The organism is Streptomyces sp. NPDC044003 (assembly GCF_056435185.1).
In genome coordinates this window covers 119,240-144,802 of sequence record NZ_JBWKFA010000007.1, presented here as the reverse complement: position 1 = coordinate 144,802, position 25,563 = coordinate 119,240, and the positions used below count along the sequence as shown (strand labels likewise).

The 25,563-nt window shown below is 73.7% G+C and carries 23 protein-coding genes; 17 read left to right on the top strand and 6 right to left on the bottom strand.

Going from position 1 to position 25,563, the window contains the following annotated elements:
* Positions 1-14: 14 nt before the first annotated feature.
* From bioB to AC07AW_RS26730, 8 genes are all read left to right on the top strand, one after another.
* Positions 15-1,256 carry a biotin synthase BioB gene (gene bioB / locus AC07AW_RS26765; protein ID WP_392158403.1) on the top strand — a complete coding sequence of 414 codons (1,242 nt, stop codon included), beginning with the start codon at positions 15-17 and terminating at the stop codon, positions 1,254-1,256.
* On the top strand, positions 1,249-2,529 hold the full coding sequence (locus tag AC07AW_RS26760; protein WP_478817994.1) for an adenosylmethionine--8-amino-7-oxononanoate transaminase: 1,281 nt from the start codon (positions 1,249-1,251) through the stop codon (positions 2,527-2,529). Before bioB ends, AC07AW_RS26760 begins: the two co-directional genes overlap by 8 nt.
* 198 nt (positions 2,530-2,727) lie before the next feature.
* Entirely contained in the window at positions 2,728-3,459 is a 732-nt protein-coding gene (bioD, locus tag AC07AW_RS26755; RefSeq protein WP_478817993.1) for a dethiobiotin synthase, read from the top strand.
* A gap of 4 nt (positions 3,460-3,463) precedes the next feature.
* Entirely contained in the window at positions 3,464-3,808 is a 345-nt protein-coding gene (locus AC07AW_RS26750) for a VOC family protein (RefSeq protein ID WP_478817992.1), read from the top strand.
* Between the two features lie 11 nt (positions 3,809-3,819).
* A complete protein-coding gene (locus tag AC07AW_RS26745) occupies positions 3,820-4,473 on the top strand; it encodes a class I SAM-dependent methyltransferase (RefSeq protein ID WP_478817991.1) in 654 nt (217 codons plus the stop codon).
* 40 nt (positions 4,474-4,513) lie between these two features.
* Complete coding sequence (locus tag AC07AW_RS26740) at positions 4,514-4,942, top strand: GNAT family N-acetyltransferase (protein WP_478817990.1); 429 nt, start codon at positions 4,514-4,516, stop codon at positions 4,940-4,942.
* Between the two features lie 172 nt (positions 4,943-5,114).
* Positions 5,115-6,464 carry a hemolysin family protein gene (locus AC07AW_RS26735; RefSeq protein ID WP_478817989.1) on the top strand — a complete coding sequence of 450 codons (1,350 nt, stop codon included), beginning with the start codon at positions 5,115-5,117 and terminating at the stop codon, positions 6,462-6,464.
* Positions 6,461-7,480 (top strand): hemolysin family protein, encoded by a 1,020-nt coding sequence (locus AC07AW_RS26730; RefSeq protein WP_478817988.1) that lies wholly within the window; start codon positions 6,461-6,463, stop codon positions 7,478-7,480. The genes AC07AW_RS26735 and AC07AW_RS26730 overlap by 4 nt, the downstream gene beginning before the upstream one ends.
* A gap of 46 nt (positions 7,481-7,526) precedes the next feature.
* Here the strand turns inward: AC07AW_RS26730 and AC07AW_RS26725 are convergent, their stop codons facing one another.
* Positions 7,527-8,591: a maleylpyruvate isomerase N-terminal domain-containing protein gene (locus AC07AW_RS26725; RefSeq protein WP_478817987.1), complete on the bottom strand. Its 1,065-nt coding sequence runs from the start codon at positions 8,589-8,591 to the stop codon at positions 7,527-7,529.
* Positions 8,592-8,655: 64 nt separating this feature from the next.
* Here AC07AW_RS26725 and AC07AW_RS26720 point away from each other — a divergent pair, with 64 nt between their 5' ends.
* The 3 genes from AC07AW_RS26720 (at position 8,656) to mug (ending at position 11,529) form a co-directional block, all read left to right on the top strand.
* Positions 8,656-9,438, top strand: coding sequence for an SGNH/GDSL hydrolase family protein (locus tag AC07AW_RS26720; protein ID WP_478817986.1), 783 nt, complete (start codon positions 8,656-8,658; stop codon positions 9,436-9,438).
* Between the two features lie 97 nt (positions 9,439-9,535).
* Positions 9,536-10,978, top strand: a complete 1,443-nt coding sequence (purB, locus tag AC07AW_RS26715; RefSeq protein ID WP_478817985.1) for an adenylosuccinate lyase — start codon at positions 9,536-9,538, stop codon at positions 10,976-10,978.
* Between the two features lie 62 nt (positions 10,979-11,040).
* The gene (gene mug / locus AC07AW_RS26710; protein ID WP_478817984.1) at positions 11,041-11,529 is read left to right on the top strand and encodes a G/U mismatch-specific DNA glycosylase; all 489 of its coding nucleotides are present in this window, start codon (positions 11,041-11,043) and stop codon (positions 11,527-11,529) included.
* 3 nt (positions 11,530-11,532) lie between these two features.
* On the opposite strand, the gene AC07AW_RS26705 is transcribed toward mug, so the two are convergent.
* The gene (locus AC07AW_RS26705; protein WP_478817983.1) at positions 11,533-11,973 is read right to left on the bottom strand and encodes a hypothetical protein; all 441 of its coding nucleotides are present in this window, start codon (positions 11,971-11,973) and stop codon (positions 11,533-11,535) included.
* A gap of 151 nt (positions 11,974-12,124) precedes the next feature.
* On the opposite strand from AC07AW_RS26705, the gene AC07AW_RS26700 reads away from it, so the two are divergent.
* Complete coding sequence (locus AC07AW_RS26700) at positions 12,125-13,282, top strand: ROK family transcriptional regulator (protein WP_392158382.1); 1,158 nt, start codon at positions 12,125-12,127, stop codon at positions 13,280-13,282.
* A 72-nt stretch (positions 13,283-13,354) separates the two neighbouring features.
* Here the strand turns inward: AC07AW_RS26700 and AC07AW_RS26695 are convergent, their stop codons facing one another.
* Together AC07AW_RS26695 and AC07AW_RS26690 are read right to left on the bottom strand one after the other, a co-directional pair.
* On the bottom strand, positions 13,355-14,095 hold the full coding sequence (locus AC07AW_RS26695) for a GntR family transcriptional regulator (RefSeq protein ID WP_478817982.1): 741 nt from the start codon (positions 14,093-14,095) through the stop codon (positions 13,355-13,357).
* A 257-nt stretch (positions 14,096-14,352) separates the two neighbouring features.
* Positions 14,353-15,270: an RNA polymerase sigma-70 factor gene (locus tag AC07AW_RS26690; RefSeq protein ID WP_478817981.1), complete on the bottom strand. Its 918-nt coding sequence runs from the start codon at positions 15,268-15,270 to the stop codon at positions 14,353-14,355.
* A gap of 154 nt (positions 15,271-15,424) precedes the next feature.
* On the opposite strand from AC07AW_RS26690, the gene AC07AW_RS26685 reads away from it, so the two are divergent.
* Positions 15,425-16,255, top strand: a complete 831-nt coding sequence (locus tag AC07AW_RS26685) for an alpha/beta fold hydrolase (protein WP_478817980.1) — start codon at positions 15,425-15,427, stop codon at positions 16,253-16,255.
* 933 nt (positions 16,256-17,188) lie between these two features.
* Here AC07AW_RS26685 and AC07AW_RS26680 read toward each other — a convergent pair.
* Positions 17,189-18,166 (bottom strand): helix-turn-helix domain-containing protein, encoded by a 978-nt coding sequence (locus AC07AW_RS26680; RefSeq protein ID WP_478817979.1) that lies wholly within the window; start codon positions 18,164-18,166, stop codon positions 17,189-17,191.
* Between the two features lie 123 nt (positions 18,167-18,289).
* On the opposite strand from AC07AW_RS26680, the gene AC07AW_RS26675 reads away from it, so the two are divergent.
* Positions 18,290-19,321, top strand: coding sequence for a saccharopine dehydrogenase family protein (locus tag AC07AW_RS26675; protein WP_478817978.1), 1,032 nt, complete (start codon positions 18,290-18,292; stop codon positions 19,319-19,321).
* A 23-nt stretch (positions 19,322-19,344) separates the two neighbouring features.
* Here AC07AW_RS26675 and AC07AW_RS26670 read toward each other — a convergent pair whose 3' ends face one another.
* Positions 19,345-20,637, bottom strand: a complete 1,293-nt coding sequence (locus tag AC07AW_RS26670) for a pentapeptide repeat-containing protein (protein WP_478817977.1) — start codon at positions 20,635-20,637, stop codon at positions 19,345-19,347.
* Positions 20,638-20,795: 158 nt separating this feature from the next.
* Between AC07AW_RS26670 and pdxR the strand changes: the two genes are divergently transcribed.
* The 3 genes from pdxR to AC07AW_RS26655 all read left to right on the top strand — a co-directional run bounded on the left by pdxR (position 20,796) and on the right by AC07AW_RS26655 (position 25,531).
* Positions 20,796-22,205 carry a MocR-like pyridoxine biosynthesis transcription factor PdxR gene (pdxR, locus tag AC07AW_RS26665; protein ID WP_478817976.1) on the top strand — a complete coding sequence of 470 codons (1,410 nt, stop codon included), beginning with the start codon at positions 20,796-20,798 and terminating at the stop codon, positions 22,203-22,205.
* A 292-nt stretch (positions 22,206-22,497) separates the two neighbouring features.
* Positions 22,498-24,090, top strand: a complete 1,593-nt coding sequence (locus tag AC07AW_RS26660; RefSeq protein ID WP_478817975.1) for an alkaline phosphatase D family protein — start codon at positions 22,498-22,500, stop codon at positions 24,088-24,090.
* Between the two features lie 67 nt (positions 24,091-24,157).
* Positions 24,158-25,531 carry an SWIM zinc finger family protein gene (locus AC07AW_RS26655; RefSeq protein WP_478817974.1) on the top strand — a complete coding sequence of 458 codons (1,374 nt, stop codon included), beginning with the start codon at positions 24,158-24,160 and terminating at the stop codon, positions 25,529-25,531.
* Positions 25,532-25,563: the final 32 nt, after the last annotated feature.

Sequence of the window (25,563 nt, the reverse complement as noted above, 5' to 3'; positions counted from 1 at the left end):
AAGGATCTGCGGTTATGGACCTGCTGAACACGCTGGTGGAGAAGGGGCTGCGGCGCGAGCTGCCGACCCGTGAAGAAGCGCTCGCCGTGCTGGCGACCTCCGACGACGAACTGCTCGATGTGGTGGCGGCGGCCGGCAAGGTGCGCCGTCAGTGGTTCGGGCGCCGGGTGAAGCTCAACTATCTGGTCAATCTGAAGTCCGGTCTCTGTCCCGAGGACTGCTCGTACTGCTCGCAGCGGCTCGGCTCGAAGGCCGAGATCCTCAAGTACACGTGGCTGAAGCCCGACGAGGCCTCGCAGGCCGCGGCGGCCGGTGTCGCGGGCGGCGCCAAGCGGGTCTGCCTGGTGGCCAGCGGCCGCGGTCCGACGGACCGGGACGTGGAGCGCGTCGGGAAGACGATCGAGGCGATCAAGGAGCAGAACGAGGGCGTCGAGGTGTGCGCCTGCCTCGGTCTGCTCTCGGACGGCCAGGCGGAGCGGCTGCGGGAGGCCGGCGCCGACGCGTACAACCACAACCTGAACACGTCCGAGGCGACGTACGGGGACATCACCAAGACCCACACCTACGCGGACCGCGTGGACACCGTGCAGAAGGCGCACGCCGCCGGTCTGTCGGCCTGCTCGGGTCTGATCGCGGGCATGGGCGAGAGCGACGAGGACCTGGTCGACGTCGTGTACGCGCTGCGCGAGCTCGACTCCGACTCGGTGCCGGTCAACTTCCTGATCCCCTTCGAGGGCACCCCGCTCGCCAAGGAGTGGAACCTCACCCCGCAGCGCTGCCTGCGGATCCTCGCGATGGTCCGGTTCGTCTGCCCCGACGTCGAGGTGCGGATCGCCGGCGGCCGCGAGGTCCACCTGCGCTCGATGCAGCCGCTGGCGCTGAACATCGCGAACTCGATCTTCCTCGGCGACTACCTGACCAGCGAGGGCCAGGCCGGCCAGGCCGACCTGGACATGATCGCGGACGCGGGCTTCGAGGTGGAGGGCGCCGGCACGACCACCCTCCCGAAGCACCGCGCGGACGCACTCGCCGCGGCCGGCGCGACGGGCGGCTGCGGCTCGACGGCCTCGGCGGGCTGCGGCTCCGAGGCCTCGGCCGGCTGCGGCTCGCACGCGGAGGAGGGCGGCGGCTGCGGCCCCTGCGGCGGTCACGCGGCGCCCTCCGCGGCTCCGGCGCGCACCGCCGACGAGGCCCGCACCGACCTGGTGGCCGTACGCCGCCGGGGCGCCGGCACGGACCTCGCGCCGAATGCGTAACGACGAACTCCTCGCCCTGGACCGGGCGCACGTCTGGCATCCGTACGGCCCCATGCCGGGCCGCGCGGAGCCGCTGGTCGTCGCGTCCGCGTCCGGGGTGCGCCTCCGGCTCGCCGAACCCGTCGAGGGACAGGACGAGTTGGTCGACGGCATGTCCTCGTGGTGGTCGGCGGTCCACGGCTACAACCACCCCGTGCTCAACGAGGCGGTGCGCGGCCAGCTGGAGAAGATGAGCCACGTCATGTTCGGCGGGCTCACCCACGAGCCGGCCGTCCGGCTCGCCGCCCGGCTCGTGGAGATCACCCCGGAGCCGCTGCGGCACGTCTTCCTCAGCGACTCGGGCTCGGTCTCCGTCGAGGTGGCGGCCAAGATGTGCCTGCAGTACTGGCGCTCCCTCGGCCGCCCCGAGAAGCAGCGGCTCTTCACCTGGCGCGGCGGCTACCACGGGGACACCTGGCAGCCGATGTCCGTGTGCGACCCCCAGGGCGGGATGCACGAGCTGTGGTCGGGGGTGCTCCAGCGGCAGGTGTTCACGGACGCGCCGCCGGCCGCGTACGAGGAGTCGTACGCGGAGCTGCTCCGGGCCCGGATCGCCGAGCACGCGCACGAGCTGGCCGCGGTGGTCGTGGAGCCCGTCGTGCAGGGAGCGGGCGGCATGCGCTTCCACGACCCGGCGTACCTGCGGGTGCTGCGCGAGGCCTGCGACGCGCACGACGTGCTGCTCGTGTTCGACGAGATCGCGACCGGGTTCGGGCGGACGGGCACGCTGTTCGCCGCCGACCGGGCGGGGGTCTCCCCCGATGTGATGTGCGTGGGCAAGGCGCTGACCGGCGGCTACATGTCGATGGCGGCGACGCTCTGCACGAGCCGCGTCGCCGACGGGATCTCGCGCGGCGAGGTCCCGGTCCTGGCGCACGGGCCGACGTTCATGGGGAACCCGCTCGCCTCGGCCGTCGCCCTCGCCTCGATCGACCTGCTGCTCTCCCAGGACTGGGAGGTCGAGGTCAAGCGGATCGAGGCGGGCCTGCGGGACGGACTCGCCCCGGCAGCCGGCTTCCCGGGCGTCCGCGAGGTGCGGGTGCTCGGCGCGATCGGCGTCGTCCAGCTCGACCACGAGGTCGACATGGCGGCGGCGACCCGCGCGGCGGTCCGGGAGGGCGTGTGGCTGCGCCCGTTCCGCGACCTGATCTACACGATGCCGCCGTACGTGACGGGCGACGAGGACCTGGCGCGTATCTGCACGGCGGTGAGGGCGGCAGCGGCGGCGGGCTGACGGATGCCCGTCGTGGGCTGCGCCCCGCCGTTGTGGGCAATCGTTCCGCAGGGGCGATGGGGGTCCCCCCTGCTCGAGCGAAGCCGAGAGCTTGGGGGAGGGTGGGCACAACGGAACGGCGCCCTGACCGGCGCCAGAGGTTCCCGCGCCTGAACCCGCACCGCCCGCACCGCCCGCACGACCAAGGAAGGACCCCCCATGGGCATCATCATCGTCACCGGCACCGGCACGGAAATCGGCAAGACGATCACCACCGCGGCCGTCGCCGCAGTCGCCACCGCCGCCGGCCGCACCGTCGCCGTCCTCAAGCCCGCCCAGACGGGCATCGGCCCGGACGAGCAAGGCGACGCGGACGAGGTCGTACGCCTCTCCGGCGCCACGGCCTCCGCCGAGCTGGGCCGTTTCCCGGAGCCGCTGGCCCCGGGGACGGCGGCCCGGCGGGCGGGGATGGCTCCGGTCGGCCCCCGGGAGGTCGCCGAGGCCGCCCGGAAGCTGGCCGAGGAGCACGACCTGGTGCTCGTGGAGGGAGCGGGCGGCCTCCTCGTCCGCTTCGACGAGGAGGGCGGCACCCTCGCCGACGCGGCCGCGCTGCTCGCCGCGCCCGTCCTGGTGGTGGCCCCGGCCGGTCTCGGCACGCTCAACTCGACGGCCCTGACGGCCGAGGCCCTGCGGGCCCGCGGGATCGAGCAGCTCGGCGTCGTCGTCGGCAGCTGGCCGGACGCGCCGGACCTGGCGGCGCGCTGCAACCTCGCGGACCTGCCGCAGGCCGCGGGCGCTCCCTTGCTCGGAGCCGTACCGGAGGGTTCGGGGGCACTCGACCCGGCGGAGTTCCGGGCGGCGGCGGGCGGCTGGCTGGCTCCGGAGCTCGGCGGCACGTGGGACGCGGAGGCGTTCGCGGGGGCGCAGGCGGCACCGGTCTCCGTAGGCTGACGGTATGCGCGCACGAGTTCAGGAGATCGTCTTCGACTGCGCCGCCCCGGCGGCGCTCGTCCGCTTCTGGGCCGGGCTCCTCGGCGGCGATCCCGTCGACCGGAGCGCCGACTGGTCGTACGTGGATCCGCCGGAGTTCGTACGGATCGCCTTCCAGCGGGTGCCGGAGGGCAAGGCCGTCAAGAACCGGGTCCATCTCGACGTGGAGGTGGCGGATCCGGCACGGGCGGCCGAGGAGGTGGTGCCGCTCGGGGCGGTGACGGTCGGCGGGCTCGTCACCGACGAGCAGGGCTCCTTCCAGGTCATGCGGGACCCGGAGGGCAACGAGTTCTGCTTCGTGACGGGATGAGGTGACCGACGATGACACACCCCGGCTCGCCTCCTCGTGTCCACCACCCTTTGTTCGCCCGCTTCTACGCCCGGTTCAGCGTCTCGGCCGACACGCGCGGCGGGCTCGGTGCCCTGCGTACCGAGCTGCTCGCCGGGCTCTCCGGCCGGGTCGTCGAGATCGGCGCGGGGAACGGCCTGAACTTCGCGCACTACCCGGCCGGGGTCACCGAGGTCGTGGCCGTCGAGCCGGAGGCCCATCTGCGCCGGCTCGCCGAGGAGGCCGCGCGCCGGGCCGCCGTCCCGGTGACCGTGCTGTCGGGCACGGCCGAGGCGCTGCCGGGGCCGGACGGCTCCTTCGACGCGGCGGTGGCCTCGCTGGTGCTGTGCACGGTACGGAGCGTGCCGGAGGTCCTCGCCGAGCTGCGGCGGGTGCTGCGGCCCGGCGGCGAGCTGCGGTTCTTCGAGCACGGGGCGGCGGACACGCCCGGGCTCGCACGGGTGCAGCGGGGCCTCGACCGCACGGTCTGGCCGCTGCTGTTCGGCGGGTGCCACACCTCCCGTACCCCCGTGGCGGCGATCGAGGAGGCGGGCTTCGAGCTCGTCTCGTGCCGCTCCTTCGACGTTCCCGAGCAGGGTCCGCGGCTGCCGTCCTCCCCCTGCGTCCTGGGCACGGCCCGACGGTAGTCCCTGGCCGTGCCGCCGCGCCGCGTGATGGGATCGGGCCATGATCGATGTGAAGATTCGCGCCGCCGTGACCGACGAGGCGGAGGCCGTCCTGGCCTTCTGGCGGGAGTCCGCCGAGGGCACGTCCATCTCCGACGACGTGCACGGGGTGACCCGGCTCCTGGAGCGCGACCCCGAGGCGCTGATTCTGGCCACGCTGCCCGACGGGCGGATCGTGGGCTCCGTGATCGCCGGCTGGGACGGCTGGCGGGCCTCGCTCTACCGGCTCGCCGTGCTGCCCTCGCACCGGCGGCAGGGCATCTCGACCGCGCTCCTGCGCGCGGCGGAGGATCGTTTCGCCGCGCTCGGCGGGCGCCGGGCGGACGCGATGGTCCTGGTGGCGAACGAGACGGCGCACGCCGCGTGGGGGGCCGCGGGGTACGAGCGACAGGAGCAGTGGCGCCGGTGGGTGAAGCCGTTCACGGCGTAGACGGAGAGGGGGACCCGCCCCACTTTGCTGATCCTTTACCATGATGACTCATCCTGACGACCGAAAGGTGTGAACGTCCGCCCATGGGCGAGCCTCCCAGTAGCACTGGTTCCGACCATCGACATCGAGCGATACCTCTCCCGCTGACTGATCATGGGACGGAGGTGAACCGATGACCGAAGTGCTTCTGCTCGTGGTGGCGCTGCTGCTCGCTCTCGCGTGCGGCGCGTTCGTCGCGGCCGAGTTCTCCCTGACCACGGTCGAGCGCGGCGAGCTCGAAGCGGCCGTCGAGCGCGGCGAGCGGGGCGCGGCGGGCGCGCTCAAGGCCGTCCGCTCCCTCACCTTCCAGCTCTCCGGCGCCCAGCTGGGCATCACCGTGACCAACCTGGTCGTCGGCATGCTCTCCGAGCCCTCGATCGCCGCGCTGATCAGCGGCCCCCTGGAGTCGATCGGACTCTCGCCCTCGGCGGCCTCCTCGGTCGCCCTCGTCCTGGGCACCGCCCTGTCCACCGTCGTCCTGATGGTCGTCGGCGAGCTGGTCCCCAAGAACTGGGCGATCTCCTCGCCGCTCGCCGTCGCGAAGGTGGTGGGCACCCCGCAGCGCGTCTTCACGGCCGCCTTCAAGCCGTTCATCAGTCATCTCAACAACACCGCGAACCGGGTCCTGCGCCGCCTCGGCCTGGAGCCGACCGAGGAGCTGGCCTCCGCGCGCTCCCCGCAGGAGCTGGTGGCGCTCGCCCGGCACTCCGCGAAGGAGGGCGCCCTGGAGGCGGACACGGCCGAGCTGTTCGTCCGTACCCTCAACCTGGCGGAGCTGACCGCGGAGAACGTGATGACGCCGCGCGTGCAGGTCACCGCCCTGGAGGTGCAGGCCACCGCCGAGGACGTCGCCAACGCGACCCGCGCGACCGGTCTGTCCCGCTTCCCCGTCTACCGGGGCAGCCTCGACGCGGTCGTCGGCATCGCCCACATCAAGGACGTGCTCGCGATACCGGCCGAGGACCGGCCCCGCCGCGGGATCGGCGAGATGCTCCGCGAGCCCCTGCTCGTCCCCGAGACGCTCACCGTGGACCGGCTGCTCGACCGGCTGTCGGGCAAGCAGACGATGGCCGTCGTCATCGACGAGTACGGCGGCACGGCCGGGGTCGTCACCCTGGAGGACATCGTCGAGGAGGTCGTCGGCGAGGTCCGCGACGAGCACGACCCGCACGAGACGCCGGACCTGGCGCGGGCGGGCGAGGACGCGGACGGGCGCGAGCTGTGGTCCGCCGACGGCGCCGCCCGTACGGACCAGCTGGCCACGATCGGCCTGCGGGTGCCGGACGGCCCGTACGAGACGCTCGCGGGCGTCCTCGCGACCGAGCTCGGCCGCATCCCCGCCGCCGGCGACAGCGTGGAGCTGGCCGGCTGGCGGCTCGACGTCGTCGACGCCTCGGGCCGGCGCGCCGCGCGCGTGCTCCTGCACGCCCCCGCAGGCCCCGCCCCGCATGACACGGACGAGTCCGGGGAGGCCGGCCGATGATCGCGATCCAGCTGTTGATCGGTCTGCTGACGCTGGTCGTCAACGCCTTCTTCGTCGGCGCCGAGTTCGCCCTGATCTCGGTCCGCCGCAGTCAGATCGAGCCCTTGGCCGACTCCGGGAACCGGCGGGCGCGCAGCGTCATCTGGGGCCTGGAGCACGTCTCCGCGATGCTCGCGGCGGCCCAGCTCGGCATCACGCTCTGCACCCTGGTCCTCGGCATCGTCGCCGAGCCGGCCATCGAGCACCTGCTTGAACCGGTCTTCGACGCGGTCGGCGTGCCGCACGGTGTGGCCGCCACGATCTCGTTCGCGATCGCGCTGGCCCTGGCGACGTATCTGCACATGCTGCTCGGCGAGATGGTGCCGAAGAACATCGCGCTGGCGGAGCCGACGCGCTCCGCGCTGCTCCTCGGACCGCCGCTGGTGACGCTCGCGCGGGCGCTGCGACCGGTGATCTTCGCGATCAACGCCTTCGCCAACGCCCTGCTCAAGCTGTTGCGGGTGGAGACGAAGGACGAGGTCTCGGCGACCTTCTCGGACGACGAGCTGGCCCGGATGGTCACCGACGCGGGCGACGCGGGTCTCCTCGACGACCGGGCCGCCGAGCGGCTGCACGACGCCCTCGAACTGGGCCGCCGGCCCGTGCGGGACGTCGTGATGCCGGCGGAGAAGGTCGTGTACGCAGAGGCCGGCACCACTCCGGAGGAGCTGGAGGCGCTGTCGGCGCGGACCGGGTTCTCCCGCTTCCCGGTGGTCGACGCCGAGCGCCGCATCCTGGGCTATCTGCACGTCAAGGACGCCCTCGACGTCACCCCGCGCGATGTGCCGTTCCCGGTGTCGGCGCTGCGGCCGATCGCCCGGGTCCGGGCGGCGACGCCGCTGGACGACGTCCTCACCGCGATGCGCCGCAGCCGGACGCATCTGGCGGCCGTGCTCGACGAGGACGGCAAGCCGGCCGGCCTGGTGGCGATGGAGGACGTGCTGCGCGAACTGGTGGGGCGCCCGGCGGCGCCGTGACCGTCCCCCGAGGGCCCCGGGAGTGATCCCGGGGCCCTCGGGCGTGTCAGAGCGCGGTGGCGGCGAGCCAGTCGTCGAGCAGGTGCCGGTCGCCGGTGTGGGTGAAGCGGGGGTCGTCGGCCGCGTACCGGCGGTGCAGCAGGAGCAGCAGTTCCCCGGTGTCCGCCTCGACGCCGGCGGTCGGCTCCGCGCCGCCGTTCCCCCGGCTCCCCCGGCTCCCCCGGCTCTCCCGGCTCTCCCGGCTCTCCCGGCTCCAGGTGAAGCCGCCCCCGCCGAGGGCGAGGGTCCAGACGGCGTCGGTGTCGCGGGCGGTGAGGCGGAGGACGGCGCCGTCGCGGTCGAGATGGGCGAGCGGTTCGGCGATCCAGGGGATGTACGGGGCGTTCCCGAGGAAGTGGTCGATGGCGTCCGCCGCCGTGTCGGGGTCGAGGGGTCCCGCCGTCCCCGCGACGGCGAGTTCGGCGTCGGCGAGGTGGACCAGGGTCTCGAAGAGCACGTGGCGGGGGTAGTGGCGGACGTGCGGGTCGGCGCCGGGCGACCAGACCGGGGCGTCCGGGTCGGCCTCGCGCGCGGTGGCGGTGAACCGCTCGGCCCCGGCGGTGAGCCAGTCGGGGGACGCGGCGGGGTCGGCCGGCACGTCGAGGGGGACGTCCTGGGCGAGGACGCGCGCGGTGGCACGGGTCCGTACGAGGTGCTCGGCCCAGAGGTGCACGGTGCCGAGGTGGCGGGTGAGGTCCGCGAGGGTCCAGCCGGGGCAGGTCGGGACCGGAGTCGCCGGGTCGGCCGTGCGGACGGTCGCGGCGAAGCGCCGCGCGGTCTCCAGGGCGGCGTCGCAGGCGGCGGCGTGGGTGTCCTCGGTGAGGCCGAAGCCCTCGGAGACCTTGAGGAGCTCCTCGCGCCAGGGGCCGGCCGGTTCCCGCAGTGCGGCCTCGCGGAAGAGCCCGTCGAGGGCGCGTCGGTCCGCGGCACCGAGTCTGCCCAGGGTGTGCGCGGTGTTCTCCAGCCACTTCACGGCCGTGTCCGGGTCGAGGTCCTCGTCGTCGGAGGTCTCGACCGTCGTGACCAGCTCGGCCAGGGCCTCGGCCAGCGTGCTCAGGAGCGCGTCGCTCATCGGGTTTCCCCTCCCGGGTTCTCCACGGCACCCCGCGCATACCGCACGGTATGATCGCTCCGCCATGGAGATCAATGCCACGTACAACAGTCTCGTCGCCGTCGGGGACAGCTTCACCGAGGGTATGTCGGACCTGAAGCCCGACGGCTCCTACCGGGGCTGGGCCGACGTCCTCGCGGGCCGGCTCGCCACCCGCTCCCCCGGCTTCCGCTACGCCAACCTGGCCGTGCGCGGCAAGCTCATCGGCCAGATCGTCGACGAGCAAGTCGACCTGGCCGCAGGGATGAAGGCCGATGTGGTGACCCTGGTCGGCGGGCTCAACGACACCCTGCGCCCGAAGGTCGACATGGTCCGGGTACGGGACCTGCTCACCGAGGCAGTGGAACGCCTCACACCCTCCTGCGGGCAGCTCGTCCTGATGCGCAGCCCCGGCCGCAACGGCCCGGTCATGGAGCGCTTCCGCCCCCGGATGGAGGAGCTGTTCGCCCACATCGACGCGCTCTCCGGCGAGCACGGCGCCCTGGTCGTCGACCTGTACGGGGCTCCGTCGCTCGGCGACCCCCGGCTCTGGGACGTGGACCGGCTGCATCTGACGCCCGACGGGCACCGGCGGGTCGCCGAGGCCGTGTGGCAGACGCTCGGTCTGGCGCCCGAGGAGGACTGGCGCACGCCGCTGCCCCCGGCCGTGAAGCCCGGCTGGGCGAGCCGGCGGATCGCGGACGCCCGCTTCGCCAAGGAGCACCTGGGCCCGTGGATCGGACGGCGCCTGACCGGCCGCTCCTCGGGGGACGGCCGCGCGCCCAAGCGCCCCGAGCTGCTGCCGTACGAGCCCCCGGCCGGCCCGTAGCGGCCGGGGCACGCGCGCGCGTGACCTGCGTCTCGTAGCAAGCTCCACACCGGGCCGTGGCGCTGGCCTGCAGAAACCACCAGTAAACTCTGTGCACGTGACTGCTGTGACTGCGAAGCCCCGCATCCCCAACGTTCTGGCCGGCCGCTACGCCTCCGCGGAGCTCGCCGTCCTCTGGTCCCCCGAGCAGAAGGTGAAGCTGGAGCGTCAGCTGTGGCTCGCCGTGCTGCGTGCGCAGAAGGACCTCGGGATCGAGGTTCCGGATGCCGCCCTCGCCGACTACGAGCGCGTTCTCGACCAGGTCGACCTCGGTTCCATCGCCGAGCGCGAGAAGGTCACCCGGCACGACGTGAAGGCCCGGATCGAGGAGTTCAACGCCCTCGCCGGCCACGAGCACGTCCACAAGGGCATGACCTCGCGCGACCTCACCGAGAACGTCGAGCAGCTGCAGATCCGGCTCTCCCTGGAGCTGATGCGGGACCGCACGGTCGCCGTCCTCGCCCGTCTCGGCAAGCTGTCCGCCGAGTACGCGGAGCTGGTCATGGCCGGCCGCTCGCACAACGTCGCCGCCCAGGCGACCACCCTCGGCAAGCGTTTCGCGACGGCCTCGGACGAGCTGCTCGTGGCCTACGCCCGCCTGGAGGAGCTCCTCGGCCGCTACCCGCTGCGCGGCATCAAGGGCCCGGTCGGCACCGCGCAGGACATGCTGGACCTGCTCGGCGGCGACGCCGGCAAGCTGGCCGAGCTGGAGCAGCGGATCGCCGGTCACCTCGGCTTCGCGCACGCCTTCACCTCGGTCGGCCAGGTCTACCCGCGCTCGCTCGACTACGACGTGGTCACCTCGCTGGTGCAGCTGGCCGCCGCGCCGTCCTCGATCGCCAAGACGATCCGCCTGATGGCGGGCCACGAGCTGGTCACCGAGGGCTTCAAGCCCGGCCAGGTCGGCTCCTCGGCGATGCCGCACAAGATGAACACCCGCTCCTGCGAGCGCGTCAACGGCCTGATGGTCATCCTGCGTGGCTACGCCTCGATGACCGGCGAGCTGGCGGGCGACCAGTGGAACGAGGGCGACGTGTCCTGCTCCGTGGTCCGCCGCGTCGCGCTGCCGGACGCGTTCTTCGCGCTCGACGGTCTCCTGGAGACCTTCCTCACCGTGCTCGACGAGTTCGGCGCCTTCCCGGCCGTCGTCGCCCGTGAGCTCGACCGCTACCTGCCCTTCCTGGCGACCACCAAGGTCCTCATGGGCGCGGTCCGCGCCGGCGTGGGCCGCGAGGTCGCGCACGAGGCCATCAAGGAGAACGCCGTCGCCTCCGCCCTCGCCATGCGCGAGCAGGGCGCCGAGCGCAACGAGCTCCTCGACAAGCTGGCCGCCGACGAGCGGATCCCGCTGGACCGTGCGCAGCTCGACGAGCTGATGGCGGACAAGCTGTCCTTCACGGGCGCCGCCGCCGACCAGGTCGCGTCGGTGGTCTCCCGTATCGACGAGATCCTCAAGCAGCACCCGGAGGCCGCCGCCTACACCCCCGGGGCGATCCTCTGACCCGGACTCCCCGGTTCACCCAGGAAGAGCTGGAGGCCGCTCGTGACCGCGTCGTTCCCGACGTGGTGGCGGGCGGCCTTTCGGTGCTGTTCTGCGGGATCAACCCGGGTCTGATGACGGCGGCGACGGGCCACCACTTCGCCCGGCCGGGCAATCGCTTCTGGCCGGTGCTGCACCTGTCGGGGTTCACGCCGAGGCAGCTGCGGCCGGACGAGCAGGAAGAGCTCCTCTCGTACGGGCTCGGGATCACGAACGTGGTGGCGCGGCCGACCGCCCGGGCCGACGAGCTGAGCCGCGAGGAGTACCGCGAGGGCGGACGGCTGCTCGTGGAGAAGGTCGAGCGCCTCGCGCCGCGCTGGCTCGCGGTCGTCGGGGTGACGGCGTACCGCACGGCCTTCGGGGAGCCGAAGGCCGCGATCGGGCCGCAGGACCGGATGATCGGATCCACCCGGATCTGGGCGCTGCCCAACCCGAGCGGTCTCAACGCCCACTGGACGGCGGCGACGATGGCGGAGGAGTTCGCCCGGCTGCGGGCGGCGGCAGAGACCTAGGCCCTAGGAAGGTGGGTCGACCTCGGTGATCACGGCGAGGAGCTGGAACGGCAGCTCCTTGTCCCACTGGGAGACACCGAGGCCTGTCCACCGTCCGTCCGCCCGCCACAGCTTCAGATGCGGGGTGTGGCAGCTGAGGGTCGACCACGGCTCCGGTATCTCCTCCCCGTCCATGCTCCGCTCCAGGACGGGCCAGAGGGCCACCTCCAGCGGCGGGCCCCAGCGGGCGGTGAGCAGCGTCGCGAGCCCGTCCCGCTCCGCCTCGTACTGCTCCTCGACGAGCAGGCTGCGGGTGCCGTCGTCCTCCCAGAAGTCCTCGCTCGTCGCGAGCTCCCCGATGTGGAAGCCGGGACCGCTGTCGACGGGTCCGGATCGCTCCGGTCGCGCCGGGAAGGCGCGGGTGCGGAGTAAGTCGATGGTCGCCAGGTGCCCTGCCGTGGTCATGGGGACAGTAAAGCCGCTGGCACTGACAGTTGGCGTCGCGTCAGGAGGCGGGGCGCGATCCCGCCGGGTCCGCCGCGGGGGCGGCACTCGCCGCATCCCGACCCATTGAGTACCATCCGCCTGAGAAGCGCACGAGCTGGGAGGACACACGGTGGGGCGGCTGACCGGCGGGGATCCGTCTCTGCTGCGGCGGATCAACTCCGCGGTGGTACTCCATGCGCTGCGGGGCGCCGACGCGCCCACGCTCACGGATCTGACCCGGATCACGGGCCTGTCGCGGCCCACGGTCGAGGGGGTCGTCGAGGGTCTCATGGAGGGCGGTCTCGTCGTCGAGTCGGCGCCCGAGGAGGGCGAGACCCGGCGGCAGGGACGTCCGGCACGCAGGTTCCGCTTCCGGGCCGAGGCCGGTCATCTGCTCGGCATCGAGATCGGCCCGCACCGCGTGGCCGCCCTGCTCTCCGGTCTGGACGGGCGCATCATCGGCGCCGGGTCCCGGGAGGTGTCGGAGACGGCGCCCGAGGACGAGCGTCTCGACCGGGTGCGTACGGTCGTGGCCGACGTGCTGCGCAGGGCCGGGGTCGCCCGGTCCAATCTGCGGGCCGTCGGTGTCGGCACGCCCGGCATCGTGGAGGCCGACGGCACGGTGCGCCTCGGCACGGCCCTGCCGGGCTGGACGGGCCTCGCGCTCGGCGAGCGGCTGCGGCGCTCGTTCCGCTGCCCGGTGATCGTGGAGAACGACGCCAACGCGGCTGCCGTCGCCGAGCACTGGAAGGGTGCCGCGACCGACTCCGACGACATCGTCTTCGTCCTGGCCGGTCTGAGCCCCGGCGCGGGTTCGCTGATCGGCGGCCGGCTGCACCGCGGCTTCGGCGGGGCGGCCGGGGAGATCGGAGCCCTGCACCTGCTCGGCCGGGGCGTCACTCCCGAGCATCTTCTGTCGACCACCGACGAGCCCTTGCACCCGCTGGACGAGCAGGCGGTCGCGGAGGTCTTCGCGCTGGCCCGCAAGGGCGACGCGCGCGCACAGGCGGCGGTGGAGCGGTTCATCCAGCGGCTCGTGCACGACGTGGCGGCCCTGGTCCTCGCCATCGACCCTGAGCTGGTGGTCGTCGGCGGCTGGGCGGCCGGCCTCGACGGGGTGCTCCAGCCGCTCCGCGAGGAGCTGGCGCGGTTCTGTCTGCGGCCGCCCCGGGTGGTGCTGTCCCTGCTCGGCGAGGCCGCGGTGGGCACGGGCGCCCTGCGGCTCGCCCTCGACCACGTCGAGGAGCAGCTCTTCGCCGTCGACGGCACGGTGACGGCCCGCCGCTAGCCCCCTTTCCGGGGAGCCTGCGACGGGCCGGTGCTCGTGCGGTGTCAGTCGTACGGCGTTACTCGTTCCGTGTTACGAGGCCATGACCAGGTCGACCGAGTCGCCGAAGGTGAGGCGGCAGGTGTCCGCGCGGTAGGTGGCCACGGAGACGGCAGCGGTGCGCCCGGCGGAGAGGTAGCGGGTCGTCACGACGAGGACGGGCGCGCCCGGCAGTCGGTCGAGCTCCTTGGCGTCGTCGGCGCGGGCGGAGCCGAGCTCCACGGAGCGGTCCTGGCCGTCGAGGGCGAGGTGCTGGAGTTCACGGAGCACGGCGCGGGCGCGGGCGGGGCCGGCGGGCGCGTCGATGGCGCTGAGGCCCGGGACGGAGCCGGCCGGCACGTAGAGCAGCTCGGCCGCGACCGGCTGGCCCTGGCTGATGCGGATACGGCGCACGACGTGCACCTGCTCGTCGGTGCCGGTCTCCAGCACGCGGGCGACGGCGGCCGGGGCCACGTCGGCCGCGGAGTCCTGGGGCTGCCAGACGTCGTCGCCGACACCGGGCCAGGTGTGCTGGGTGGTGGAGACGTCGACGCCGACGCGCGGCGGGGCGACCGTGGTGCCGACGCCGCGGCGGCGCTGCAGGCGGCCCTCCAGCTCCAGCTGTTCCAGGGCCTGGCGGAGCGTGGCGCGGGCGACGCCGAAGCGGGCCGCGAGCTCGCGCTCGTTGGGGAGGATCTCCCCGACGGCGAAGTCCGAGTCGAGCGCTTCGCCGATCACTGTCTTGAGGTGCTGGTACTTCGGCTCCGGTACCGATGCCAGCTGCGTGGTCCCCACCCTGATCCTCCGCAATTCGCCGTGTCCCGCGGCGTTTCCGCGCCCTTGTTTATTAAAGGTTCCTGCACTAACTCTGCGACCATAAGGCGAGCTACCCCCTTGGTCAAGACCAATCCTCCGTCGAACGCCCCTGAATGTGACCCTCTGACCTAGATCGTTCACAGGACGTTCGCGCCCTTGTGAGGCCCGCGCAGCAAAAAGCCCCGCCTCCCCGGAGGGGAGGCGGGGTGAGATCCGGCCGGATGGCGTGATCACCGTCAGGCGTCGGGGAGCTCCACGACGCCCTGGAGCTTGTCGGGGTTGCGATGGATGTAGACGCACTGGACGAGTCCGTCGCGCGACTCGACCTGGAAGACGGTGTCGGGCTTCCCGTCGACGAGGACGAGCACGGCCGGGGCGCCGTTGAGCTCCAGGAAGCGGACCGCGTATCCGGCCCATGAGTCCGGAGCGATCGAGGAGAGGAAACGGCCGACCTTGTCGGCGCTCTCGATGATCCGCAGCGGCGCCTTGGACTTGCCTCCGCTGTCGCCGACGAGCCGCACGTCCGGGGCGAGGATCGCGAGGAGCTCGCCGAGGTCGCCGCCGGCGGCCGCGGAGAGGAAGCGTTCGGTGAGGTCGCGGCGCTCGGCCGGGTCGACGTCGTAGCGCGGCCTGCCCTCGTCGACGTGGCGCCGGGCGCGTCCGGCGAGCTGGCGCACGGCAGCCTCGGAGCGGTCGAGGGCGGTGGCGATCTCCCCGTACGGGAAGCCGAAGGCCTCGCGGAGGACGAAGACGGCCCGCTCCAGCGGGGAGAGGGATTCGAGCACCACGAGGACCGCGAGCGAGACGGAGTCGGCGAGCAGCGCGCGCTCGGCGCTGTCGGGGGTGGCGGGGCCGAAGTCGGTGACGAGGGGTTCGGGGAGCCAGGGGCCGACGTAGGACTCGCGGCGCGCCTGCGCCTGGCGGAGCCGGTCGATGGCGAGCCGGGTGGTGATCCGTACGAGGAAGGCGCGCGGTTCGCGGACGGCGTCCCGGTCGGCGGCGGTCCAGCGCAGCCAGGACTCCTGGACGACGTCCTCGGCGTCGGCGGTGCGGCCGAGCATCCGGTAGGCGACGCCGAGGAGCATCGGGCGGTGCTCCTCGAAGAGTTCGGTGAGGGTGTCGGTCGGAACGACTGCTGGGATGTCGGTGGGCACGCGTCCATCCCAGCCCACGCCACCGGCCGTGTCCAGTTTCCGGTTCCCGTCTTGAACTCCTGGCTACTGAGCGGTAATTCTTACTGACGGGACGTCTAAAAGGTGGCGCCGGCCGGTGTTCACGAAGCGCTTCACGAGGAACCGAGGAGCCCGCATGCCCGCACGGATCGCGTTCACGATCGAGACCCCGGCGGGTCCCCGCACCACGTCCATGGCGTACGAGCGGCGGGGCGCGGGCGAGCCGCTGTTGCTGCTCCACGGCATCGGGCACCACTGGCAGGCCTGGGAACCGGTCCTCGACGTCCTCGCCGCCGAACGCGAGGTGATCGCCGCCGACCTGCCCGGTTTCGGGGCCTCCGACGGGCTGCCGGAGGGCGTCCCGTACGACCTGTCCACCGTCGTCCCCGTGCTCGGCGCCTTCTGCGAGGCCGTCGGCTTCGAGCGGCCGCACGTCGCGGGGAACTCGCTCGGCGGGCTGCTCGCCCTGGAGCTCGGCCGGGAGAAGCTGGTGCGCTCGGTCACCGCCCTCTCCCCCGCCGGGTTCTGGTCGGAGGGCGAGCGGCGGTACGCCTTCGGGACGCTGCGGGCCATGCGGGGCGCCGCCCTGTCGCTGCCCGTGCCGGTGATCGAACGCCTCTCGCGCACCGCCGCCGGGCGCACCGTGCTCACCAGCACCATCTACGCGCGGCCCGGCCGCCGGTCACCCGAGGCCGTCGTCGCCGAGACGCTGGCGCTGCGCGAGGCCACCGGCTTCCACCAGACCCTCGCCGCGGGCCGGACCGCCCTCTTCCGTGACGGCATCCCCGCCGTTCCCGTCACCGTCGCCTGGGGCAGCCGCGACCGGCTGCTGCTGCGCCGCCAGGGCGTCCGCGCCAAGCACGCCCTGCCCGCCGCGCGGCTCGTCCGGCTGCCTGGCTGCGGGCACGTGCCGATGAACGACGACCCGGCCCTGGTCGCGCGCGTGATCCTGGACGGCAGCCGCTGAGAGGGGCCGGGGCGACCGGGTGAACAGGCCGGTGCCCAGGGCGGCGCCCGCACCCACGAGGAGGCTGCCGGCCGCCTGCGGGAGGCCGAAGACGCCGCCTCCGACCAGGGCGGCGCTCAGGGCGGCGGCGATCGGGATGGCCCCGGTGTAGAGAGTGGCCCTCTCCATGCCGACGCGCTGGACGCCCATGTAGAAGAGGACGAATCCGACGACCGTGGCCAGGGCCGCCTGCCAGACCAGAGCGCCCGCCTCCACGGCCGTCGGCATCCGCACGAACCCCGCGCCGTCCACGACCAGGCCGACGAGTGCCGCCTCGGCCGCCCCGATCCCGCACACGGCGGCCGTCAGCAGCTTCGGCCCCAGGATCCGCAGGACCGGGACGGCGAGGACGGTGAAGCCCACCTCGCCCGCGAGCGCCGCCACCGACCAGCCGATCCCGGCCGGGTCCGTCCGTCCCCAGCCCTGCACGGTGAAGGCACCGGCGGCGACGAGCAGCGCCCCGTACAGCACGGCGGGGGCGGGCCTGCGACCCTCGGTCAGCGGGACCAGGACCGCGACGACGACCGGGGCGCAGCCGACCAGGACGCCCGGGACGGCGGGCTCGGCGGTCCGCTCGGCGGCGAGGACGGCGAGGTTGAAGCCGACCATGCCGACGGCCGCGAGGGCGGCGAGCCGCAGCCCGTGACGGGCGGTCAGGAGCCGCAGCGGGGCGAGCCCGCCACGGCCGAGCAGCGGAAGGAGCAACAGGCAGGCGGCGCCGTACCGGAGCGCCTGCCCTCCCGCGTACGGGTAGGCGCCGAGCAGGCTGTTGGCGGTGAAGGAGGCACCGACGAGGGCGTAGGCGAGGGTCACCAGGAGGACCCCGCGCAAGGCGTTCGCGTTCATGCCTCCGACGCTATGAACCGGCGCGGCCCCGTTTAAGGTCCACTTCCGTCACGCCATCGGGGACCACTTCTCACCGGGTACGGGGTGGGTGCGGGAGCGGAAGGTGCGGCGGTAGGTGTCCGGGGGGACGCCGACGGTGCGGTTGAAGTGGCGGCGGAGGGTCGTGGCGGTGCCCATGCCGGTCGCCTCCGCGATGGCGTCGACGCTGTCGTCGGTGGCCTCCAGGAGCTCCTGGGCGCGCCGGATCCGCTGGGTGAGCAGCCACTGCAGCGGGGTGGTGCCGGTCGCCGCGCGGAAGTGGCGGCCCAGGTGGCGCGAGCTCATCCGCGCCCGGCGGGCCAGGTCCTCCACGGTCAGCGGCTCGTGGAGCCGTTCGACGGCCCAGGGCAGCAGCTCGGTGAGCGGGTGGTCCTCCCGGGTGGGTACGGGGGCGGTGACGAACTGGGCCTGGCCGCCGTCCCGGTGCGGGGGCACGACCAGGCGGCGGGCGGCCGTGTTGGCGATCGCCGAGCCGTGGTCGAGGCGGACGAGGTGGAGGCAGAGGTCCATCGCGGCGGCCTTGCCGGCGGAGGTGAGCACGCTGCCGTTGTCCACGTAGAGGACGTCCGGATCGACCTCGACGCGGGGGTAGCGCTCGGCGAGTGCCTCGGTGTGCGCCCAGTGGGTGGTGGCGCGCCGGCCGTCGAGGAGGCCTGCGGCGGCCAGGACGAACGCGCCCGTGCACAGGGAGGCCACGCGCGCGCCTGCCTCGTGGGCCGCGCGCACGGCGTCGACCAGCTCGGCGGGCGGTTCCTCGTCGACGTCGGCCCAGCCGGGGACGATCACGGTGTCCGCGTACGGGAGCCGGTCGAGCCCCTGGTCGGGTTCCATGCGGAACCGCTCGACGCGCGCGGGGCCGGGTCCACAGAGGGTCACGTCGTACCAGGGGACGTCCACCGCGTCCGGGGCGGAGCCGAACACCTCGTACGCGAGGGAGAGTTCGAAGTGCAGCATGCCGTCGGTGACGGCCAGTGCGAGCGTCCTCATGTCCGTAATTGTACGGGGGATGTCGTTCCGGACACTCGCGGTCGCCGTCACCGGCCGCCAGGATGGGGGTAGTTCAACATTCGACAACCGGGAATTCGTTGCCCGGGAACGGCGGGAGAAGTCATGGGATCGGGTCAGCGGGTCGTGGTGTTCGGGGCGTACGGTCACACCGGGCGCTTCGTCGTGGCGGAACTCCTCGAGCGGGGCTTCGTCCCGGTGCTCTCCGGCCGCGACGCCGGCAGGCTGCGGGCACTCGCCGCGTCGCACGAGGGGCTCGACGTCCGCCCGGCGTCGGTCGACGACCCGGCCTCGCTCGACCGCGCGGTGGCCGGCGCGGCGGCCGTGATCAACTGCGCCGGGCCGTTCGCCGTGACCGGCGCCCCGGTGATCGAGGCCGCACTGCGCGCGGGAATCCCGTACGTGGACGTGGCCGCCGAGATCGAGGCCAACGCCGACACCTTCGCCCGCTTCGCCGACCGGGCCCGCGCCGCCGGAACGGTCGTCGTCCCCGCGATGGCCTTCTACGGCGGTCTCGGCGACCTCCTCGCCACCACGGCCATGGGCGACTGGACGGCCGCCGACGAGGTGCACGTCGCGTACGGGCTGAGCAGCTGGCACCCCACGGCGGGCACCCTCGCGGCGGGCAAGGTCTCCCGCGAGCGGCGGAACGGCCGGCACGTCCGCTACACCGGCGGGCGCCTGGAGTACCACGACGACACGTTCTCGGTCGTGGAGTGGCCCTTCCCCGCCCCCCTGGGCATGCGGCCCGTCATCGGCGAGTTCACGATGGCCGACGTGGTGACCGTCCCGAGCCATCTGAAGGTGCCCGAGGTACGCACGTACATGGCGGTCGACGCGGCCCAGGACCTGTCGGCGCCGGACGCGTCGGCACCGACCGCCGTGGACGAGCGCGGCCGGTCCGCGCAGACCTTCCTCGTCGACGTCGTCGTGCGCTCCGGGGGCGCGGAACGCCGGGCCGTCGCCGCCGGGCAGGACATCTACGCCGTCAGCGCGCCGCTCGCGGTGGAGGCGGTCCACCGGATCCTCACCGGCCGGACCCGCACCACCGGCGTCGCCTCGGCCGGCGCGCTGTTCGACGCGCCGGACTTCCTCCGCGCGCTGTCCGGGCACCTGACCCTGGACGTGCGGCAGTAGCGGAGTCCGGTCGCCGGTCCGGGTCAGTCCGGCGCTTCGGAGCCGGACAACCCGCGGGCCCCTTCGGTGCGTGCGCCGGTCAGTTTGGCTCCGGTCGTCCTCGCCCCTCTCAGGTCCGCTCCGGTGAGGTCCGCACCCGTGAGATCCGCCCGGGTCAGGTTCACCTCGCGGAGGTCGGCTCCGTGCAGGTCGGCGCCGGTCAGGTCGGCACCGGTCAGATTCGCGCTCTCCACCACGGTGCCGACGACGACCTCGGCCTGCAGCGAGCTGTCGGCCGCGCTGAACCGGGCGCCGCGGGCGTGGGCACCGATCAGAGACGCGCCCGTCAGATCGGCATCCGCGAGGATCGCCCCCGTCAGCGTCGCTCCGTCGAGGTTCGCGCCGGTGAGATCCGCGTCCCAGAGCACGGCACGGGACAGATCGGCCGGTTTGACGGCGGAAGGCGTGTCCAAGACCCCCAGGAATGCTCCCCGCAGGATCGCGCCGCTGAGGTCCGCTCCGGACAGGTCCGTGTCGATCACGTTCGCCTCGGTCAGGTCGGCCAGGCTCAGATCGGCCTCGCGCAGGTCGACGCGGAGAAGTTGGGTCTGCCTCAGGTTGGACTCGGCGGCGAACGCGCTCCGCAGGTCGACCCCTGACAGGTTGGCGTGACGCAGGTCCGCGCCCTCCAGGTTCACGTAGGCGAACGGGGCACGCGCGCGCGGGAACGAGCCGACCTCGGGCATCTTCGCGATGTCCTCGACGGCCCAGGTGGTCAGAAGCAGGCCCCGGAGGTCCGCCCGGCTCCAGTCGACCGGGGCATCGCCGTCGTGCCCCGGGGCACGGTGGGCCAGGACGTTCACCACGGCGGTCACGTCCGTCGCAGGGCGTCGGTGTTCGGGTGCCTCCTGTCCCTCCCGCGGTTCCTCCGGCTCCTTCGCGAAGCCGGTCGCCGGGACGCTCGCATGGCGGCGCACGTACGCCGAGAGGACCTGGACGACCCTCGGCTGGTCGCGCGGCGAGTCCTGCATGATGCGTTCGAGGGCGTAGATGCCGCCGAAACGCACGTCGAGCGACGGGGACCCGAGGTTGGTGATCGCGTCGTTGAACCGGCTCGTGAGCTGGCCCTGCTCCGTGACCCGTACTTCCCGCCACGTGAAGAGCAGCGCCACCATCGCGGCCAAGCCGGGCAGCACGGCCACCGCCAGCACGGGCCACTGCGAACGGCCCGGCCGGCCCGCGCCGGAGTCGCCCGCACCTCGGCGCCGGCTTCCGCGCCGGGCCTCGCGCCGGTTCGCGATCCGTGCCAACAGGCCGCTGCCCGTGCGTCCCCTCACCCGTCCATGGCAGTCGACCGACCCCGCAACGGGCGGACGCCACACCGCCGATGCACCCGATCGACGTAGCTGCCCTGTCACGGGCCCCGGCATCATGGGTCCCGACCGGGACGGACCGACGGACCCCGGCGCGGGGGCGGCGAGAAGGGCCAGATGACATGGGGAGTCCGGGGCAGGCGGCCTGGGAGCTGCTTCTGCCGGCCGTCGGAGCCCCGGCGCGGCGGCGGGGGCGAGCCCTGCAGGAGGCACTGCGGGAGGCGGTGCGTTCGGGCCGGCTCGCGGCAGGGACACGGCTGCCGTCCACCCGTGAGCTCGCCGCCGACCTCGGCGTCTCGCGGGGACTCGTCACCGAGGCGTACGAGCAGCTGACCGCCGAGGGCTATCTGCGCAGCGACCGGGGCGCGGGAACCTGGGTGGGCGGCGCGGCCCGGGCGGCCGTGCGCGGGACCCGAGACCTGGCCGCCGGGGCACCGGGAGTCCGGGTGGACTTCCGCCCGGGGACCCCCGACCTGTCGCTGTTCCCCAGGAGCGCGTGGGCGGCGGCGCAGCGGTCCGTGCTCACGCGGCTCCCCCACCCGGCGCTCGGCTACCCGGACCCCCGCGGGCTCCCCGAACTGCGCGAGGCGCTGGCCGCGATGCTGGCGCGACGGCGGGGCGTGGTCGCCGATCCGGAGCGGCTCGTGGTCTGTTCGGGCGTGGCCCAGGCGTCGACGCTCCTAGGCTTCGTCCTGCGCGCGCGTGGACTGCGCCGGGTCGGGATCGAGGATCCCGGCAGCCCGGAGCACGGACGGCTGTTCGCCTCCACCGGCATGGAGACGGTCTGGCTTCCGCTGGACGAGGAGGGGCTGCGCCCCGGGCCGCTCGCCGACTCCGGGATACGGGCGGTGGTCGTGACGCCCTCGCACCAGTTCCCGTCCGGCATCAGCTGGTCGGCGGAGCGCCGCGCCGCGCTCCTCGACTGGGCGCGCTCGGTGGACGGGTACGTCCTGGAGGACGACTACGACGGCGACTTCCGCTACGACCGGGCCCCCGTCGGCGCGCTCCAGGGCCTCGACCCCGAGCGGGTCGCCTACACGGGCTCCGTCAGCAAGTCGCTGGCCCCCGGGCTGCGGCTCGGCTGGATGCTCGTGCCGGAGGCGCTGCTCGACGAGGTCGTGGAACGCAAGCGGACGATGGACCTCGGCAATCCCGTACTCGATCAGGCCGTCCTCGCGGAGTTCGTGACGCGCGGCGGATACGACCGTCAGCTGCGCCGCTGCCAACGCGCCTACCGGGAGCGGCGGGATGCGCTGCTCGCGGCGCTCGCGCAGCATCTGCCCGGCACCCGGGTGAGCGGGATCGCGGCCGGACTGCACGTCATCGCGCGCGTACCGGGGCGGTTCGGGCCTTCCGAGCGGTTCCTGGCGCGGGCGGCGGAGGCCGGGGTGGCGCTGCGGCCCCTGGAGGAGTACGGAACGGCGCGGCCGGCGGACGGGGACGTACGGCTCGTCATCGGGTACGCCCACCTGGCGCCTTCGGCCATCGACACCGGGATCAGGCTGGCGGCGGAGGCGTGTGGGAGGGGGTGAGGCGGGGATTTTGGATCCCGGACATTGGATCCGGGATCCGGGATCCGGGATCCGGGATCCGGGATCCGGGATCCGGGATCCGGGATCCGGGATCCGGGATCCGGGATCCGGGATCCGATGGCTTGGATCCCGGACATTGGATCCAAGCCCCAGCCCCCCAAGGGCGATCTGTTCACGCGGGGTTCGCGCGGGCGCCTCACCCGGCCGTTAGGCATGGGGCGGCGCCCCGGCCGTGAGGCACGGGGCGGCGCACCGTCCGCGACCGGAACGACCCGACCCCGGAGGCCTTTTCATGTCCCTTCCCGTGCCCGACTCCTCCCCCTCCCCCGCACGGCGCAGCGTCCTGCGCGGCTCGCTGGCCGCGTCGGCGGCGCTCACCCTCGGCGGCACCGGTCTCGCCGCGCCCGCGTTCGCGCTGTCGGGCCGGCCCCGGGCCGAGTGGGGTGTGCAGGCGGGTGACGTCACGGCCTCCTCCGGCCTGGTGTGGGTGCGTTCGGACCGGCCGGCGCGGATGCTGGTGGAGACCTCGGCGACCGAGTCCTTCCGGCAGGCGCGCCGCCACCTCGGGCCGCTGATCGGCGCGGACACGGACTTCACCGGCACGACCGCCCTGCGCGGCCTGCCCGCGGGCGAGCAGATCCACTACCGCGTCACCCTCGTCGACCCGGACGACCCGCGCCGGGCGGGCGAGCCGGTCCTCGGCACCTTCCGTACGGCCCCGGACCGGCGCCGCGACGGGGTCCGCTTCCTGTGGTCCGGCGACATCGCGGGGCAGGGCTGGGGCATCAACCCGGACATCGGGGGCTTCCGCGCGTACGAGGAGATGCGCCGGCTCGACCCGGACTTCTTCCTGTGCAGCGGTGACACGATCTACGCCGACGGGGTCATCCAGCCGAGCGTGACCCTCCCGGACGGGCGGATCTGGCGGAACGTCACGACGCCGGAGAAGTCCAAGGTCGCCGAGACCCTCGACGAGTACCGGGGCAACTTCCGCTACAACCTCCTCGACCACAACGTCCGGGCCTTCAACGCGCAGGTGCCGTCGGTGGTGCAGTGGGACGACCACGAGGTGCGGAACAACTGGTACCCGGGCCAGATCCTGGACGACGCCCGCTACACGGAGAAGGACGTGGACGTCCTCGCGGCCCGCGCCTCGCGCGCGTTCGGCGAGTACTTCCCCGTCTCCACCCTCCACGCGCGCGGTGAGGGGCGCGAGCGGCGGATGCACCGGGTGGTGCGGTACGGGCCGCTGCTCGACGTGTTCGTCCTCGACATGCGCTCGTACCGGAACGCCAACTCGCCCGGCCGGCAGGCCGACGACACCACCGGCATCCTCGGTGCCGAGCAGCTGGCGTGGCTCAAGCGGGAGCTGGCCGCGTCCCGGGCGGTGTGGAAGGTGCTCGCGGCGGACATGCCGATCGGTCTGGTCGTCCCGGACGGCGCGGCGAACTTCGAGGCGATCGCGCAGGGCGACCCGGGTGCGCCGCTGGGCCGGGAGCTCCAGATCGCGGAGCTGCTGCGGTTCGTGAAGCACCGGCGGATCACCGGCACGGTGTGGCTGACGGCGGACGTCCACTACACCTCTGCGCAGCACTACGCGCCGGAGCGGGCCGCCTTCCAGGACTTCGCCCCCTTCTGGGAGTTCGTGTCCGGCCCGCTGGCGGCGGGCGGGTTCCCGGCGAACGCCCTGGACGCGACCTTCGGCCCGGAGCGGGTCTTCGTGCGGGCGCCGGAGCGGGCGAACCTGTCGCCGATGGAGAGCCCGCAGTACTTCGGCGAGGTCGACATCGACGGCGGGAGCGGAGAGCTGACGGTACGGCTGCGGGCCGAGGGCGGGACGGTGCTGTTCAGCAAGGTCCTGCAGCCGGGGCAGGTCGGGCAGTAGCCCCTGGTGGGCGGGTGCGAGGGCCCGCACGGGCTGAATGTCAGAGGCGGGTCCTAACGTCGTTCCCATGACGCGATCCGTTCAGGCGCTCGCCTACGTCCGCCCGTCCGCGCTGGAGTCCACGGGCTCCGGCCGGCTGCTCGGTCTGGAGACGGCGGGGGGCCTCACGCCCGCAGGGGCGCAGGCCCATCCCCGCTTCTTCTCGGGCTTCCTGGCCTCGCCGCGGATCGCCGCCCGGGGTCTGCTGGCGGTCGCCGACGTGGCCGCGGCCCGCTACCACCAGCGGATGCGGCCCGGCTCGCTGGACCCGGTGGTGACGGGGAACGGGGACCGGCTGAGGTTCGAGTCCTTCTCCGGCTGCGGCGGGGTGTACGCGCGCCTGGACGTGCTCGACGAGGGACTCGGCGGTACGGAGACGGGGCACGGCACGACCAACGTCGACGTGAACGACCCGCTGCGCGAGGCCCTGTCCCGGATGACCGGGGACGATCCGCTGCACCTGCGGGTCGGCCCGGAGGAGCTGGCCGTGACCACGCTCTCCTGCGCGGTCGTGGAGAAGAAGGTCCCGCTGCCGGACCGCTGGCTGCGGGGCTTCGCGGAGGCGCAGGTCGCCTCGGCCCGCTTCGACCTGCGGGCCGAGCTCGGCGGTCCGGAGGCCGTCCGCATCCTGCGGTCCCTGCCGCGCGGGCAGGCCCGGGGGCGCGGTCCGCTGTGGATCGCGCAGTCCGGGCGGGCCCTGCGCCCGACGACGCGGCCGGGCGCGGGCGCGGTGTGCCTGCCGGGGCCGGAGCGCCTCGCCGCCCTGGAGCGGGTGCTGCGGTACGCGACGGGGCTGCGGGTGTACGGCCCGGTGCCCGACGGGACCCTGGCCACGGCGAGCGCCTGGGAGGTGACCCTGCCGGGCATGCGGCTCACGCTGACGCTGTCGCCCGACCCCGCGCGGGGCTTCTCCGGCGAGGGCGGTGTCCTGGAGGCGCTGGCCACGGAGGAGGCGGCACAGGACGCCGAGCTCGTCGCGGTGCTGCTCGCCTGGGAGCCGCGGATCGATCCGGCCGACCTCGCGGCGCAGGCCGGTCTGACGGTCGACCGGGTGCGGGCGGCGCTGACCCGGCTCGGCACGGCGGGGCGTGTGGGGTACGACGTGGCGGACGCGGCCTACTTCCACCGCGAACTGCCGTACGACGCGGACCGCGCCGAACGGCACAACCCCCGTCTGCTGAGCGCCCGCCGACTGCTCGTGGAAGGGGCGGTGGAGCTGGACGGGGACCTGGGGACGGTGGCCTCGGGCGAGCGTCGCCACCGGGTGCGCGAATCGTCCGGGACGCTGAGCTGCACGTGCCGGTGGTGGGCGGACCACCAGGGCCGACGGGGCCCGTGCAAGCACGCGCTCGCGGTCCGGATGGCACGCCGGGGCGCGAAGGCCGCAACGGAGGCGTCGTGATGGCGGAGGCACGGGCGGACCATCGGGGCAGG

Coding starts and splice junctions, on each gene's coding strand:
- bioB (WP_392158403.1), top strand. CDS start 15: ATGGACCTGCTGAACACGCTGGTGGAGAAGGGGCTGCGGCGCGAGCTG.
- AC07AW_RS26760 (WP_478817994.1), top strand. CDS start 1,249: ATGCGTAACGACGAACTCCTCGCCCTGGACCGGGCGCACGTCTGGCAT.
- bioD (WP_478817993.1), top strand. CDS start 2,728: ATGGGCATCATCATCGTCACCGGCACCGGCACGGAAATCGGCAAGACG.
- AC07AW_RS26750 (WP_478817992.1), top strand. CDS start 3,464: ATGCGCGCACGAGTTCAGGAGATCGTCTTCGACTGCGCCGCCCCGGCG.
- AC07AW_RS26745 (WP_478817991.1), top strand. CDS start 3,820: ATGACACACCCCGGCTCGCCTCCTCGTGTCCACCACCCTTTGTTCGCC.
- AC07AW_RS26740 (WP_478817990.1), top strand. CDS start 4,514: ATGATCGATGTGAAGATTCGCGCCGCCGTGACCGACGAGGCGGAGGCC.
- AC07AW_RS26735 (WP_478817989.1), top strand. CDS start 5,115: ATGACCGAAGTGCTTCTGCTCGTGGTGGCGCTGCTGCTCGCTCTCGCG.
- AC07AW_RS26730 (WP_478817988.1), top strand. CDS start 6,461: ATGATCGCGATCCAGCTGTTGATCGGTCTGCTGACGCTGGTCGTCAAC.
- AC07AW_RS26725 (WP_478817987.1), bottom strand. CDS start 8,591: ATGAGCGACGCGCTCCTGAGCACGCTGGCCGAGGCCCTGGCCGAGCTG.
- AC07AW_RS26720 (WP_478817986.1), top strand. CDS start 8,656: ATGGAGATCAATGCCACGTACAACAGTCTCGTCGCCGTCGGGGACAGC.
- AC07AW_RS26705 (WP_478817983.1), bottom strand. CDS start 11,973: ATGACCACGGCAGGGCACCTGGCGACCATCGACTTACTCCGCACCCGC.
- AC07AW_RS26685 (WP_478817980.1), top strand. CDS start 15,425: ATGCCCGCACGGATCGCGTTCACGATCGAGACCCCGGCGGGTCCCCGC.
- AC07AW_RS26680 (WP_478817979.1), bottom strand. CDS start 18,166: ATGAGGACGCTCGCACTGGCCGTCACCGACGGCATGCTGCACTTCGAA.
- AC07AW_RS26675 (WP_478817978.1), top strand. CDS start 18,290: ATGGGATCGGGTCAGCGGGTCGTGGTGTTCGGGGCGTACGGTCACACC.
- pdxR (WP_478817976.1), top strand. CDS start 20,796: ATGGGGAGTCCGGGGCAGGCGGCCTGGGAGCTGCTTCTGCCGGCCGTC.
- AC07AW_RS26660 (WP_478817975.1), top strand. CDS start 22,498: ATGTCCCTTCCCGTGCCCGACTCCTCCCCCTCCCCCGCACGGCGCAGC.
- AC07AW_RS26655 (WP_478817974.1), top strand. CDS start 24,158: ATGACGCGATCCGTTCAGGCGCTCGCCTACGTCCGCCCGTCCGCGCTG.